The sequence below is a fragment of the Streptomyces sp. V1I1 genome, assembly GCF_030817355.1.
Taxonomy (GTDB): Bacteria; Actinomycetota; Actinomycetes; order Streptomycetales; family Streptomycetaceae; genus Streptomyces.
The window spans coordinates 4,827,234-4,841,123 of sequence record NZ_JAUSZH010000001.1 but is presented as its reverse complement, the minus strand read 5'-3'; the positions used below and the strand labels follow the sequence as shown (position 1 = coordinate 4,841,123).

The 13,890-nt window shown below is 70.1% G+C and carries 11 protein-coding genes and 1 pseudogene; 6 read left to right on the top strand and 6 right to left on the bottom strand.

The genetic code is table 11. The features are described 5' to 3' along the window. Positions 1-82: 82 nt before the first annotated feature. Complete coding sequence (locus QFZ67_RS22855) at positions 83-754, top strand: PT domain-containing protein (RefSeq protein ID WP_307662941.1); 672 nt, start codon at positions 83-85, stop codon at positions 752-754. Between the two features lie 90 nt (positions 755-844). On the opposite strand, the gene ppc is transcribed toward QFZ67_RS22855, so the two are convergent. Then, the gene (gene ppc / locus QFZ67_RS22850; RefSeq protein ID WP_307662940.1) at positions 845-3,574 is read right to left on the bottom strand and encodes a phosphoenolpyruvate carboxylase; all 2,730 of its coding nucleotides are present in this window, start codon (positions 3,572-3,574) and stop codon (positions 845-847) included. A gap of 213 nt (positions 3,575-3,787) precedes the next feature. Between ppc and QFZ67_RS22845 the strand changes: the two genes are divergently transcribed. From QFZ67_RS22845 to QFZ67_RS22835, 3 genes are all read left to right on the top strand, one after another. Next, positions 3,788-4,768, top strand: a complete 981-nt coding sequence (locus tag QFZ67_RS22845) for a fatty acid desaturase (protein ID WP_307662939.1) — start codon at positions 3,788-3,790, stop codon at positions 4,766-4,768. Further along, entirely contained in the window at positions 4,765-5,454 is a 690-nt protein-coding gene (locus QFZ67_RS22840) for a TetR/AcrR family transcriptional regulator (RefSeq protein WP_307662938.1), read from the top strand. The genes QFZ67_RS22845 and QFZ67_RS22840 overlap by 4 nt, the downstream gene beginning before the upstream one ends. Before the next feature lie 152 nt (positions 5,455-5,606). Next, entirely contained in the window at positions 5,607-7,355 is a 1,749-nt protein-coding gene (locus tag QFZ67_RS22835; protein WP_307665929.1) for a VCBS repeat-containing protein, read from the top strand. A gap of 92 nt (positions 7,356-7,447) precedes the next feature. On the opposite strand, the gene QFZ67_RS22830 is transcribed toward QFZ67_RS22835, so the two are convergent. Beyond that, positions 7,448-8,269: a trans-aconitate 2-methyltransferase gene (locus QFZ67_RS22830; protein ID WP_307662937.1), complete on the bottom strand. Its 822-nt coding sequence runs from the start codon at positions 8,267-8,269 to the stop codon at positions 7,448-7,450. A 131-nt stretch (positions 8,270-8,400) separates the two neighbouring features. Here QFZ67_RS22830 and tamR point away from each other — a divergent pair, with 131 nt between their 5' ends. Continuing rightward, positions 8,401-8,898 (top strand): MarR family transcriptional regulator TamR, encoded by a 498-nt coding sequence (gene tamR / locus QFZ67_RS22825; RefSeq protein WP_307662936.1) that lies wholly within the window; start codon positions 8,401-8,403, stop codon positions 8,896-8,898. Here the strand turns inward: tamR and QFZ67_RS22820 are convergent. Further along, positions 8,857-9,633 carry a response regulator transcription factor gene (locus QFZ67_RS22820; RefSeq protein ID WP_307665928.1) on the bottom strand — a complete coding sequence of 259 codons (777 nt, stop codon included), beginning with the start codon at positions 9,631-9,633 and terminating at the stop codon, positions 8,857-8,859. The two genes, tamR and QFZ67_RS22820, sit on opposite strands and share 42 nt — an antisense overlap. A 241-nt stretch (positions 9,634-9,874) precedes the next feature. Between QFZ67_RS22820 and QFZ67_RS22815 the strand changes: the two genes are divergently transcribed. Next, positions 9,875-10,330 (top strand): N-acetyltransferase, encoded by a 456-nt coding sequence (locus QFZ67_RS22815; RefSeq protein WP_307662935.1) that lies wholly within the window; start codon positions 9,875-9,877, stop codon positions 10,328-10,330. A gap of 419 nt (positions 10,331-10,749) precedes the next feature. On the opposite strand, the gene galK is transcribed toward QFZ67_RS22815, so the two are convergent. From galK to galT, 3 genes and pseudogenes are all read right to left on the bottom strand, one after another. Next, positions 10,750-11,856: a galactokinase gene (gene galK / locus QFZ67_RS22810; RefSeq protein ID WP_307662934.1), complete on the bottom strand. Its 1,107-nt coding sequence runs from the start codon at positions 11,854-11,856 to the stop codon at positions 10,750-10,752. After that, positions 11,853-12,819: pseudogene (gene galE, locus QFZ67_RS22805) on the bottom strand (UDP-glucose 4-epimerase GalE). Before galE ends, galK begins: the two are co-directional and overlap by 4 nt. After that, entirely contained in the window at positions 12,816-13,859 is a 1,044-nt protein-coding gene (gene galT / locus QFZ67_RS22800) for a galactose-1-phosphate uridylyltransferase (RefSeq protein WP_307662933.1), read from the bottom strand. Before galT ends, galE begins: the two are co-directional and overlap by 4 nt. Between the last annotated feature and the right edge of the window lie 31 nt (positions 13,860-13,890).

Sequence of the window (13,890 nt, the reverse complement as noted above, 5' to 3'; positions counted from 1 at the left end):
TATTTGCCTTGACGGGCGCGCGAGTTCACAGGACGCTGAGCCGCCCCCCACGGCACCCACCCTCTCTCACGTTGGATTGCCCATGCGCACCCTTACGTCCACAGGCGCCCTGGTGGCAGCAGCGGCGCTCTCGCTGTCGGCCGCTCCATCCGCGTTCGCCACTCCGCCCGGCGACAACGGCACCGTGAAAATCCACGACGCCAAGACCGGCGAAGAGCTCCGCAAGAACGAGCCGCACGTCTGCTCCTTCTACCTCGACGCCTTCGGCTTCGACGGCGGCCAGAAAGTCGACTGGAAGATCGTCGAGATGCCGCCCACCGGCACCAAGGGCACGGTCGCTGACACCGGCTCACTGACCCTGGACGGCGAGGGTCACGGCCGTACGGACGACAAGACCCTGCCCGACGGGCACTACAAGCTCGTCTGGAACTTCGACGGCGAGCACGGCAAGGCCAAGCACAAGGTCTTCTGGACCGACTGCGAGGACGACGGCAAGCCGAGCGAGGAGCCGACCGGCAAGCCTTCGGAGAAGCCCTCCGAGGAGCCCTCACAGGAGCCGACGGCGGAGCCCACCTCCTCCACTTCCGCCTCCACGGCTCCGACGGCCGCCCCGTCCCCGTCCGCGGGCGGCGACGGTGACCTCGCCGAGACCGGTTCGAGCGCCCCGATCGGCGCGATCTCGGCGGTCGCCGCGGCCCTGGTCGGCGCGGGTGGCTACCTGATCGCGCGCCGCCGCAAGGCCCAGCAGCACTGACGCGCACTGAGCACTGCCGAGTACCAAAGCACTGACGCGCACCAAGAACGGCCCCCTCCCCGCGCGGGGAGGGGGCCGTTTCGCGTGTCGTCAGCCGGTGTTGCGCAGCCCCGCCGCCACGCCGTTGACCGTCAGCAGCAGCGCCCGCGACAGCAGCGGGTCCGGCTCCTCGCCCCGGGCCGCCGCCCCGCGCTGGCGCGCAAGCAGCGAGACCTGCAGGTAGGAGATCGGGTCCAGATATGCGTCGCGGATGCCGAACGTCTGCTGCAGCACAGGGTTCGAGCCCAGCAGCCGCTCGCCGCCCGTGACCTTCAGGACTTCGCTGACCGTCAGCGCGTGCTCCGCCTCGATCGTGGCGAAGACATGCTTCAGGTCATCGGGGACGAGCGTGTCCACATAGTGCCGGGCGATCCGCAGGTCCGTCTTGGCCAGCGTCATCTCGACGTTCGCGATGAAGTTCTGGAAGAAGTGCCACTGCTCGTGCATCTCGTCCAGAACCGTGTCCAGACCCGCCTCACGCAGCGCCTTCAGGCCCGAGCCGACGCCGAACCAGCCCGGCACGATCTGCCGCGACTGCGTCCAGCCGAAGACCCACGGGATGGCCCGCAGACCGTCGAGGCCCGCCCCCGAGTCCGGCCGGCGGGACGGCCGCGAGCCCAGGTGCAGCTCCGCCAGCTGGTCCACCGGCGTGGAGGCGAAGAAGTACGCGGGCAGGTCCGGGTCCTCGACCAGGCGCCGGTACGCCGAGTGCGCCGCGTCCGAGACCGTGTCCATCGCCGCGTCCCAGCGGGCCAGCGCCTCGTCTGACTGGCGCGGGGCGGTGTGCAGCGCGGACGCCTGCAGCGTCGCCGCGACCGTCAGCTCCAGGTTCTCCCTGGCCAGCGACGGGATCAGATACTTGTCGGAGATGACCTCGCCCTGCTCGGTCACCTTGATCTCGCCCTCGAGCGTGCCCCACGGCTGCGCCAGGATCGCGTCGTGCGAGGGGCCGCCGCCGCGGCCGACCGTGCCGCCGCGGCCGTGGAAGAGCCGCAGCCGTACGCCGTACCGGTGCGCCACATCACGCAGCCTGCGCTGCGCCCGGTGGATCTCCCACTGCGAGGTGGTGATGCCGCCGAACTTCGACGAGTCGGAGTACCCGAGCATGACCTCCTGGACGTCGCCCCGCAGCGAGACGAGCCGCCGGTAGGAGGGGTCGGCGAGCATCCCGTCGAGGATGACGTCCGCGGCCTTCAGCTCGTCCGTGGTCTCGAGCAGCGGCACGATGCCGATCTTCGCCCAGCCCGCGTGCAGATCGATCAGCCCGGCCTCACGCGCCAGCACCGCCGCGGCGAAGACGTCGTCCGCGCCCTGGCACATCGAGATGATGTACGACTCGATGACCTCGGGCCCGAAGCGCTCGAAGGCTTCCTTGACGGTGTGGAAGACGCCGAGGGTCTTCTGCCCCGCGGCGTCCAGCGGCGCGGGCGTCGGCGCCAGCGGCCGCCGCGAGCGCAGCTCCTTGGCGAGCAGCTTCTGCCGGTAGTCCCGCGGCATGTCCGCGTACCGCCAGGACTCCTCGCCGAGCCGGTCGAAGAGCTGCCCGAGCGCATGGTGATGCGCGTCCGCGTGCTCGCGTACGTCCATCGTCGCGAGCTGAAGCCCGAACGCCGCGATCGTGCGGATCGTACGGTCCATGTGGCCGTCGGCGAAGAGGCCGCCGCGGTGCGCGCGCAGCGACGTCCGGATCAGGGTGAGGTCGTGCAGCAGCTCTCCGGTGCCGAGGTAGTCGCGGCCCTCCTCGTGCGGCGTGCCCTTGGCGAGCCGCTCCCGGGTGTTGACGAGCTTCTGCCGGATGCAGGTGGCCTTGAGGCGGTACGGCTCCTCGGCATTCAGCCGCTTGTAGCGGGGGCTGATCTCCGGCAGCCGCTCCAGATCGCTCTGCAACGACGTGAGCAGCTCCTCCGTGGCGCCCGCGTAGCGGATGGAGTTGGAGAGCAGTCCGCGCAGATAGTCGATGATCTCGATGGCGTCGCCGATGCCGTGCTCGTGCTGCAGGATCAGCACCTCCCAGGTCACCGCGGGGGTGACATTGGGGTTGCCGTCACGGTCGCCGCCGATCCAGGTGCCGAAGGTCAACGGCCGTGTCTCCGGGGGCAGTTCGACGCCGACCCGCTCCAGCTCCGCGGACAGGTCCTCCAGCACGTCGCCGACCGCTCCCGCGTGCAGCTCGTCGAGGTAGTAGATCGCGTTGCGCGCCTCGTCGGCCGGCTCGGGCCGCACCACACGCAGCTCGTCGGTCTGCCAGATCAGGTCGATGTTCTCGGCGAGCCGCAGATCGTGCCGGCGCCGGTCGGCCGGGCTGACCGGGGCCTCGAGGAGTTCGGCGATACGGCGCAGCTTGTTCAGTACGGAACGCCGGGCCGCCTCGGTCGGGTGCGCGGTGAAGACCGGCCGTACGTTCAGATTCTTGACGGTCTGGCGCAGATGCTCGGGGTCGGCGTCCTTGAGCCGGTCCGCGGTACGGGCCAGCAGCCCGCCCTCGGCGGCCCGCCGCTCACGCATCTCATGGCCCCGGTGCACCTGCTCGGTGACGTTCGCCAGATGGAAGTAGGTGGAGAAGGCGCGCACCAGCTTGGCCGCGGTCTCCAGGTCGGTGTCGCCGAGCAGCTCGGCTGCGGCCTCACCGTCACTGCGCGTCAGCGCCCGGACCCGCTCGACGAGCTCAAGGAGCTCGGGGCCCTCCTGCCGGACGAGGGTCTCGCCCAGCAGATCGCCCAGGCGGCGGATGTCGGCGCGCATTTCGGCGCTGGCGGTGGGGGTCTGGTCGGCACTGCTCACAGGTGCGGCTCCTTGCAGTGTTTGAGCACGTCTGGAGGGGTTCTGGAGGCTGCGGACCGCGCTGTCCGACGACACCCAGGATAGGTGTCCATTTCCCTGACGTTATCCACAGGTCTCTTGCCGCGAGGCTGCGCACTGCCATACTTACGATGCCGTAGGTTACGCGTCCGTAATGCGGTTTCTGTTGTACCTCTCACCCCACAGGGGAACCCCATGACGACAAGCCCTGATCTGCTGGACGAAGTCCCTCAGACGCCGTCGCCCGACCTCCCTTCCGCCACCCTGGGCGGGGACAGCAAGCGGTCGATCGAGCAGATCGCCCTGCTGCTGTTCATCACGGTGCCCTTTGTCGCCCTGCTCGCGGCGGTGCCGCTGGCCTGGGGCTGGGGCGTGAGCTGGCTCGATCTGGGCCTGCTGGTGGCGATGTACTACATCGGCTGCCACGGCATCACGATCGGCTTCCACCGCTATTTCACGCACGGCGCCTTCAAGGCGAAGCGCCCGCTGCGCATCGCGCTCGCGATCATGGGCTCGCTGGCCGTCGAGGGCCCGCTGGTGCGCTGGGTGGCCGACCACCGAAGGCACCACAAGTTCTCGGACGCGGAGGGTGACCCGCACTCGCCGTGGCGCTTCGGCGAGACCGTCCCCGCGCTGATGAAGGGCCTGTGGTGGGCACACATCGGCTGGATGTTCGACGAGGAGCGGACGCCCCAGCACAAGTACGCGCCGGATCTGATCAAGGACGGGGCGATCCGCCGGATCTCCCGCGACTTCATCTACTGGACGATCCTCTCGCTGGCCGTCCCGCCGCTGATCGGCGGTCTGGTCACCATGTCGTGGTGGGGGGCGTTCACCGCCTTCTTCTGGGGTTCGCTGGTCCGCGTCTGCCTGCTGCACCACGTCACGTGGTCGATCAACTCCATCTGCCACGCGGTCGGCAAGCGCCCCTTCAAATCACGTGACCGCTCGGGCAATGTGTGGTGGCTCGCGGTGCTGTCCTGCGGCGAGTCCTGGCACAACCTGCACCACGCCGACCCGACGAGCGCACGCCACGGCGTGCTGCGCGGCCAGATCGACTCCAGCGCCCGGATCATCCGCTGGTTCGAGCAGCTGGGCTGGGCGTACGACGTGCGCTGGCCCGATGCGTCCCGTATCGACGCCCGCCGCAAGAGCGACACCGCCGACGCGGCATGATTGGCGACGTGGCGATCGACGGCAGTACCAGCAAACCGGACAAGAGCCGGCCCTCCGGGAGCCGGCGCGCGCGCCGGGTCCGGATGACCGGGGCGGAGCGCCGGGAGCAGCTGCTGGACATCGGCCGCACCCTGTTCGCCGAGAAGGGTTTCGAGGGCACGTCGGTCGAGGAGATCGCCGCGAAGGCGGGCGTCTCCAAACCGGTGGTGTACGAGCACTTCGGCGGCAAGGAGGGGCTGTACGCCGTCGTGGTGGACCGCGAGATGCGCCAGCTGCTCGACATGGTGACGAGCGCGCTGACCGCGGGGCATCCGCGGGAGCTGCTGGAGCAGGCGGCGTTCGCGCTCCTCGACTACATCGAGAGGTATACGGACGGGTTCCGCATCCTCGTCCGGGACTCCCCGGTCGCCCAGTCGACCGGCACCTTCGCCTCGTTGATCAGCGATATCGCCACCCAGGTCGAGGACATCCTCGGCCTCGAGTTCAAGACCCGGGGCTTCGACCCGAAGCTCGCCCCGCTGTACGCGCAGGCGCTGGTCGGCATGGTCGCGCTGACCGGCCAGTGGTGGGTGGACGCCCGCCGGCCGAAGAAGGCGGAGGTCGCGGCGCATCTGGTGAATCTGGCATGGCACGGCCTGGACGGTCTTGAGCAGAAGCCGCGGCTGATAGGGCACCGCAAGAACTGACGCCTCTTCGGTCCCCTGTCCATCTACCGGCCCGGATTCCACAGTTGTAGAATTTGCGATTATCCGGGGAACGGTTCGCCACTCAAAAAGAGCAACTGCGAACGTCTTCAACCCGGTTCCACCATTTTCCCCAGGGGGGGACCTTGTCTTCAGTGGAACCCGGCCGTCCCGTCGGCGTGCGCTTCAGACGCGCCCGCAGGATCGCGGCCTGCACGGCACTCGCCGTCTCGGCAGGCATGCTGCTCGCCGTCCCTGCGGCGGCCGACGACAGCGTGCCGCCGCCCGCGCCGGTCGAGCAGACCAGGCCGAGCATTGAGCAGCCGAAGCTGACGCTTCCCAGGCACGGCGCCAAGCAGCACTCCGCGGTCGGCGCGGCCGCCGTCCCGGTCGCCAAACCGCGCAGCGACATCGACGGCGACGGCTTCACCGATCTTCTCTACCGTGCCGGCAACGGCAGGATCTACGTGGCGCCGACCAGTGGCACCACTTCCTACGAGTACCTCTTCGACACCAGTGAGACTGCGAACGAGACGTTCAAGGACGTCTTCTCGGTCGCCGGTCTCGAGGAGGCCGGACCGGTCCACTTCACCCTGCTGTCGAGCGGCCGGCTCTCGGCCTACCGGAGCTCCCCCGACCACGGCACGATCATCTGGTCCGGGGTGGGCTGGCAGGCGTACAACAAGGTCTTCTCGCCCGGCGACCTTACCGGCGACGGCAGCGGCGACATCCTCGCGCGTACGCCCTCGGGCGACCTGTACCTGTACCGGACGACGCCGGGGGCAGCCGCCCCCATGGCCGCCCGGGTCAAGGTCGGCTCCGGCTGGGGCGCGTACGACCAGCTCATCGGCGTGAACGACGTCAACAGCGACGCCATCGCCGACCTCTTCGCCCGTACGCCGGGCGGCGAGCTGTTCTTCTACTCCGGCAACCCCAACCCCGACTCGCCCTTCAAGGGCCGCGTCAGCGTCGGCCCCGGCTGGAACGGCTACAACCAGATCCTCAGCCTCGACGACCAGAGCGGCGACGGTCTCGGCGACCTCGTGGCCCGTACGCCGTCGGGCCTGCTGTACACCTACGAGTCCACGGGGACGGGCGAGTTCCTCCCGCGCGTGTCGGGCGGGTCGGGCTGGAACGCGGTAGCGCAGTTCGCCGGCGCGGGCAACAACCCGCATCTCGGCAAGGACGAGGTCCTCGGGCTGGACACCAACGGCACACTGTTCACGTACTACGCGCTGAACAACGGCCTGCTCAGCGCCCGTGACCAGGTCAGCGAGATCGGCGGTTTCAAGGGGACGAAGCTCACCTTCACCTCCTCGCTCGACCTCAACGGCTTCGCCGACATTCTCGAGCTGTACAACGGCACGCTGTACAACCTCAGCCACTCGTCGGGCGAAGTCCACGTGATCGGCAGCGGCTGGGGTGTCTACAACCTCCTCGTCGGCCCCGGCGACCTGAACGGCGACGGCAAGGGCGACCTGCTGGCGCGTGACGGCTCCGGTGCGCTGTATCTGTACCGCGGGGACGGCACGGGTTCGAAGTTCGCCGCCCGGCTCAAGGTCGGCACCGGCTGGAACGGGTTCAACAAGCTGCTCGGCGCAGGTGACGTCAACGGCGACGGCCGCAGCGACCTGATCGCCCGCGGCAGCGACGGCAGGCTGTATCTCTACGCCGGTACGGGCGTCAGCTCGGCGCCGTTCAAGGCGAGGACGCTGATCGGCTCGGGCTGGAACACGTACACCAAGCTGTCGGCCCCCGGCGACCTCGACGGCGACGGACGGGCGGACCTGGTCGGCGCCAACGCGGCGGGGGAGCTGTACCGCTACACCGCCAAGGCCACGGGCGGGTTCAACACCAAGGCCAAGATCGGCAACGGCTGGAACACGTACAGCAACCTGTACTAGAGAACAACGGAGCGCCCCGTCTGACCGGTCTATGACCGGGGGCGGGGCGCTCCCGCGTGCTCAGCACGCCGTCACACGGTCGACGATCGGCATCACGACCCCCTTCGTGCGACGGCGAAGATCCGGCGGAACGGGAACACCGTGCCGTGCGGGCCCGGCGGGTAGGCCTTGCGGAGCAGATCGCGGTACTGGGCGAGGAATTCGTTCGCGGCGTCGGGCTCGTCCGCGAGCTCGGTGAGGACCGGGCGCAGGGCGGTGCCCTTGACCCAGTCCAGCACCGGGTCGTCCCCGGTGAGGAGTTGGTAGTACGTGGTCTCCCAGGTGTCCGTCCGGCAGCCGAGGTCAACCAGGCGGGCGAGGTAGTCGGCGGGCTCCAGTATGTGTACGAAGCGGCGACCGTGGTCGCCGAGGCGGGCGCGCCACTGCGGGGTTTCGCAGAGCTCGCCGAGGAGTGCGTGGCTGGGTGAGGTGAAGTTGCCGGGGACCTGGAAGGCGAGGGTGCCGCCCGGGGCCAGGTTCTCGATCCAGAGGGGAAACGATTCGGGGTGGTTGGGCACCCATTGCAGGGCCGCGTTGGAGACGATCAGGTCGTAAGGCTCGTCGGGCGTCCAGTGCGCGGCGTCGGCGGGCCTGAAGTCGAGCCAGCCGCCGCCGAATGTGGTACCGGCGTGTTCTTTGTCGGCGATGGCGAGCATCTCGGGCGAAAGGTCGAAGCCGGTGATGTGGGCGGTGGGCCAGCGGTCGGCGAGGAGTGCAGTGACGTTTCCGGGGCCGCAGCCGATGTCCGCGATACGGGCGGGCATATCGCGATTCGGTAGCTGCGGTATCCGGGCGAGCAGATCGATGAACGGGCGGGTGCGATGCCCGGCGTGACGCAGGTATTGATGTGGATCCCAGGTTGGTACGGAATGCATGTTCGAGCCCCCTTGCAGGAACGGTGCGCCGAAACGGAACGAAGTCCCGGCCCGACCATGCCCAAGCCTGAGCCCGAATATATCTTGACGTCAAGAGACTTCACATCGACAGACCCTCTACACTGATCGACATGGAGGACGAGGTCGATCGACTGGTCGCAGCATGGCGCCGTGAGCGCCCCGACCTCGACGTGGAACCGCTTGAGGTGCTCAGCCGCGTCTCCAGGCTCGCCCGCCATCTGGACCGGGCCCGTCGGCTCGCCTTCGCCGAGCACAATCTCGAGCCGTGGGAGTTCGACGTACTGACCTCGCTGCGGCGCGCGGGGGCTCCGTACCAGCTCTCACCCGGCCAGTTGCTGACCCAGACGCTGGTCACCTCGGGCACCATGACCAACCGCATCGACCGGCTCGCCAAGAAGGACCTGGTGGAGCGACTGCCGGACCCCTCCGACCGGCGCGGGGTGCTGGTGCGGCTCACGCCCGAGGGGCGGGACCGCGCGGACCAGGCGCTGGCCGGGCTGCTCGCGCAGGAGCGCGCGATCCTGGCGGAGCTGTCGCGGGCGCAACGGGCGGAACTGGCCGCGCTGCTACGCCAGTTGACCGCCCCGTTCGACAACATCCCCGGCTAGGTCGACCGGGCCGACGCCGGCGCGGCGGGCGAGGGCGACCGCGGCGAGCGTGGAATGCACGCCCAGTTTCCCCAGAACGTTCTGCATATGCGTCCGGACGGTGTGCGGGGACAGGAAGAGGCGCTCGGCCACGGCTTTGCGCCCCAGACCGGCGACCATGCAGCGCAGTACCTCGCGCTCGCGTGGCGTGAGCGACTCCACGAGCCGCTCACTCTCGGTGCGGTGCTTGCGCGCCGCGGTCAACTCCCGCAGTACGCCGGTGAGCAGGGCGGGCGGCAGATGCGTCTCGTCCCGCAGGACGCCTCGTATCACCGCGAGCAGCCGCTGCAGGGAGCAGTCCTTGGCGACCCAGCCGGAGGCGCCGGCCTGGAGCGCGAGGGCGGCACGGCGCGGGTCGTCCTTCTCGGCGAGCACGACGGTACGGACCGCGAGCTGGCCGGAACGGACGCCCGCGACCAGGGAGATGCCGTCGACGAGGCCGTCCTCGCCGTTGTCCGGCACGGCGCGGGCGACGACGGCACGGGCGCCGGGCACGACCTGGTCGCCGAGGTCGGCGTCGACGAGCATGACGTCGAACCTGCGTCCTTCGGCGGCCGCCCGCTCCAGACACCGCAGCGCGGCGGGGCCGCTGCCGGCCGCGGCGACGTCGACATCGGGCTCGGCCGCGAGGGCGGCAGCGAGCGACTCGGCGAAGATTCGGTGGTCGTCCACCACCAGGACCCGGATACGAACCACAGACACCCCCAGTGTCGGAGGAGAGACCGGCGCGGGTACGGCGCCCGGAGAAATGGGGTAGTACAGCGGTCGCTCGGCCGCCGTGCTGTGACTGATACCCCGCCCCGGGCGTCGTACCCGACTGTCTCGCCCCCTGATCGACACCGGCCCCCACCGGTGCTGAGCATCAGACTACGGCTGGGTGGCTGGAGCGGAAGGCTATTTGCAGAACTGATTGGCCAGGGTGTTTAGGGTGTGCCACATGTTTCGTATTGAGGCGGAAGTCGACAAAGATCGACGCAGGCTGCTCGGTGAACGGCTGGAGGCCGACAACGCGGAACGGTCCCCGGCGATACGCAGGTTGCGGGGTACGCCGCACGAGGAGGAAGTGCCGCTGGAGGTCTGGGCGGTGGAGGACAGGACGGGCGAACTTGCGGGCGGCCTGACGGCCCTGACGTGGGCGCGCTGGCTCCACGTGGACCTGCTGTGGGTGGCGGAGGCGCACCGGGGCGCGGGGCTGGGCAAGCGTCTGCTGGGGGAGGCGGAGCGGCTGGCGCGGCGGGAACGGGGGTGCGGGTATGCGCGGCTGGAGACGTGGGACTTCCAGGCGCCGGGGTTTTACCGGGGGCGGGGGTATGAGGTGGTGGGGCAGGTGGCGGAGTACCCGCCGGGGGCGACGGAGTTCTTGCTGGTGAAGCGGCTGGGTGACGGTGGTTGAGGGGGCGGCTTTCTCCCCTCCCCGCCCCTTCCCGAACTGGGGCAAGCCCCCAGACCCCCGAGGGGCCAGGGGGACGGCGGGGGGCTGACGCCCCCACACCCCGAGACGCCGGCTTCGCGGCGCGAACGCGCCCCGGCAGGCGGGCCGCCTGGCGACGCGAAACCGCCGCAACATGACGTGCCCCACCCCGCGGCACGAAGCCGCAACCCGGCACGTGGGCTTCCCCAGGCGCCAAGCCGCCGCAACCCGGCACATGGCTTCCCCAGGCACGAAGCCGCCACAGTCGGCAAGCGCACCCGCCCGGGGCGGAGCCGCCGCAAACGGACGCCCCTCGCGGCGCGAAGCTGCCGCGGTTGCCCGCAGGGGGCGTGGGGGCCCGTGGCCCCCGCTCCAAGGGCGGGTGGGTGGGCAACTTCCCCTCAGGACACGCGGCGCGCTCCCGGGGACGGGGTTGCCGGGAAGATTCGTGGCTCTTCGTAATCCGTCGACGCGAACGCCTCCAGGAGCGACTTCTTCAGCGTCGTCGACGTCGACGACTGCGTCAGGACGATCGCCGAGCCGCCGAAGCCCCCGCCCGTCATCCTCGCGCCCAGCGCGCCCGCCGACAGGGACGTGTCGACCACCAGGTCCAGCTCCGGGCAGGAGACGCGGAAGTCGTCCCGCAGGGACGCGTGGCCCTCGGTGAGGATCGGGCCTATCGCGTCGGCCTCGCCCGCCTCCAGAAGGGCGATCACCCGTTGCACCCGGTGGTTCTCGGTCACGATGTGGCGGACCAGGGCGCGTACTGCCGGGTCGTCCAGCAGGGACAGAGCCGCCGCGAGGTCCGCGTACGCGACGTCCCGTAGTGCAGCGACCCCCAGCGCCGCCGCGCCCGCCTCGCAGCCCGCGCGGCGTTTGCCGTACTCGCCCTCGCTGTGGGCGTGTTTGACCCGGGTGTCGACCACCAGGAGTTCCAGGCCGAGCGCCGCCAGGTCGAACGGGATCTGGCGCTGCGACAGGTCCCGGGTGTCCAGGTGCAGCGCGTGGCCCGCGGTGCAGCACGCCGAGGCCGTCTGGTCCATGATCCCGGTGGGCGCGCCGACGTAGACGTTCTCGGCGCGCTGGCACAGCCGGGCCATCCGACCTCGCTCCAGGCCCAGTTCGTACAGATCGCTCAAGGCCAGGGCCGTGACGACTTCGAGTGCGGCGGAGGACGAGAGCCCGGCGCCCGCCGGGACCGTCGACTCGTAGTGGAAGTCCGCGCCGCCCACCGCATGGCCCGCGTCCCGCAGCGCCCACACCACACCCGCCGGATAGTCGGTCCAGCCGCCAGGCCCCCGCCCCGGCGCGAGGTCGTCGACGCGCAGTTCGACCGTGCCGCCCGGGACGTCCGCCGAGTGCAGCCGCAGTACGCCGTCGTCCCGGCGGGCCGCCGTCGCGACGGTGGTGTGCGACAGCGCGAAGGGCATCACGAAACCGTCGTTGTAATCGGTGTGTTCACCGATCAGATTCACCCTGCCGGGTGCCGCCCAGACGCCTTCGCTCATGACACGTTCTCCCTCCCCCGGGCAAAGCCCCAGGCGTCCGACACGATGCCCGCCAGGTCCGCGCGGCTCGGCCGCCAGCCCAGCCGTTCCCGCGCGGTGGCCGCGGAGGCGACCAGCACCGCCGGGTCGCCGCCGCGGCGCGGGGCCACGACCTCCGGGACCGGGTGCCCGGTGACCTCGCGTACGGTCTCGATGACCTCGCGCACCGAGAACCCGTTTCCGTTGCCGAGGTTGCAGATCAGATGCTCCCCCCGCCGTCGCCGCGCCCAGCGCCAGCAGATGCGCCTCGGCGAGGTCCGCGACATGGATGTAGTCGCGTACGCAGGTGCCGTCCGGCGTCGGATAGTCGTCCCCGAACACCGAGATCGACTCGCGCCTGCCGAGCGCCACCTGAAGCACCAGCGGGATGAGATGCGACTCGGGATCGTGGCGCTCACCGCAACTGCCGTACGCACCTGCCACGTTGAAGTACCGAAGGGACACGGCCGCCAGACCGTGCGCTGCCGCCTCACCCGTGATCATGTGGTCGACGGCCAGCTTCGACGCACCGTACGGGCTGGTCGGCGCGGTCGGGTCGGTCTCGGTGATCGGGGCCCTGACCGGCTCTCCGTACGTCGCCGCGGTGGAGGAGAAGACCAGCTTGCGCACCCCCGCGGCGCGCATCGCCGCGAGCAGCTCCATCGTTCCGCCGACGTTGTTCGCCCAGTACTTCTCGGGGTGCACGACGGACTCGCCGACCTGCGAGAAGGCCGCAAAGTGCAGTACCGCGTCGTACGAGGCGTCGAGCCACTTGGTGGCGTCGCGGATGTCGCCCTCGACGAAGGCCGCGCCCGCGGGCACGCCCTCCCTGAAGCCGGTGGAGAGGTTGTCGAGGACGGTCACCTCGTGCCCCGCCTCCAGCAGGTGCTGCGCCACCACACTGCCGACGTATCCGGCCCCGCCCGTCACCAAGTACTTGCTCACTCGCTCGCTACCTCTCGCAGTCGCTCGGCCGCGGTTTCCGGCGGCACGTCATTGATGAACACGCTCATACCGGACTCGGAACCCGCGAGGAACTTCAGCTTGCCGGAAGTCCGGCGGATGGTGAAAAGCTCGAGATGCAGCCCGAAATCATTCCGGTCGACCTCGCCGAAGGGCGCCTGGTGCCAGGCCGCGATGTACGGCGTCGGCGGCTCGGCCTCCCCGAAGATCCGGTCGAAGCGCCTCAACAGTTCCAGATAGATCTGTGGGAACTCTGTGCGCGCCGCGTCTTCCAGCGCCCGGAGGTCCGGCACGCGCCGCCGCGGGTAGAGGTGCACCTCGTACGGCCAGTGCGCGGCGTACGGCACGAAGGCCACCCAGTGTTCACCCTCCAGTACCACCCGTGCGCGCTCGGCGCGCTCCCGTTCGACGATGTCGTCGAAGAGATTGCGGCCGGTCCTCGCCCGGTGCTCGGCGGCCGAGCGCAGCATCAGCGCGGTGCGCGGCGTGACGAAGGGGTACGCGTAGATCTGGCCGTGCGGGTGCCCGAGCGTCACGCCGATCTCCGCGCCCCGGTTCTCGAAGCAGAAGACCTGCTCCACCTGCGGGAGTTCGGCGAGCTCGGCGGTGCGGTCGGTCCAGGCCTCCAGCACCAGCGCGGCCTGCTCCTCGCTGAGGTCGGCGAAGGAGGCGTCGTGGTCGGAGGTGAAGCAGACGACCTCGCAGCGGCCGGAGTCGCCGGCCAGGGAGGGAAAGCGGTTCTCGAAGACGGCGACGTCGTAGTCGGCGGCCGGGATCTCGCTGAGGCGCCCGTCCCGGGACGGGCAGAGCGGGCATTCGTCGGCCGGCGGGTGGTAGGTGCGTCCCTGGCGGTGTGAGGCAATGGCGACCGAGTCGCGGAGCAGCGGGTCGCGGCGGACCTCGGACGTGGTGGAGATGGGCTCGAGCGGCCGCCGGTCGACGGCGTCCCGTACGGCGTCGTCGCGGGAGTCGTAGTAGAGCAGCTCACGACCGTCGGCAAGCCGGGTCGACGTCTTCTTCACCGTGGAGCCCCTCACTCCCACCAAACAGAAC

Excerpts from the sequence above, each read along its gene's own strand:
- QFZ67_RS22855 (WP_307662941.1), top strand. The coding sequence starts at position 83 with ATGCGCACCCTTACGTCCACAGGCGCCCTGGTGGCAGCAGCGGCGCTC.
- QFZ67_RS22845 (WP_307662939.1), top strand. The coding sequence starts at position 3,788 with ATGACGACAAGCCCTGATCTGCTGGACGAAGTCCCTCAGACGCCGTCG.
- QFZ67_RS22840 (WP_307662938.1), top strand. The coding sequence starts at position 4,765 with ATGATTGGCGACGTGGCGATCGACGGCAGTACCAGCAAACCGGACAAG.
- QFZ67_RS22830 (WP_307662937.1), bottom strand. The coding sequence starts at position 8,269 with ATGCATTCCGTACCAACCTGGGATCCACATCAATACCTGCGTCACGCC.
- tamR (WP_307662936.1), top strand. The coding sequence starts at position 8,401 with ATGGAGGACGAGGTCGATCGACTGGTCGCAGCATGGCGCCGTGAGCGC.
- QFZ67_RS22815 (WP_307662935.1), top strand. The coding sequence starts at position 9,875 with ATGTTTCGTATTGAGGCGGAAGTCGACAAAGATCGACGCAGGCTGCTC.
- galK (WP_307662934.1), bottom strand. The coding sequence starts at position 11,856 with ATGAGCGAAGGCGTCTGGGCGGCACCCGGCAGGGTGAATCTGATCGGT.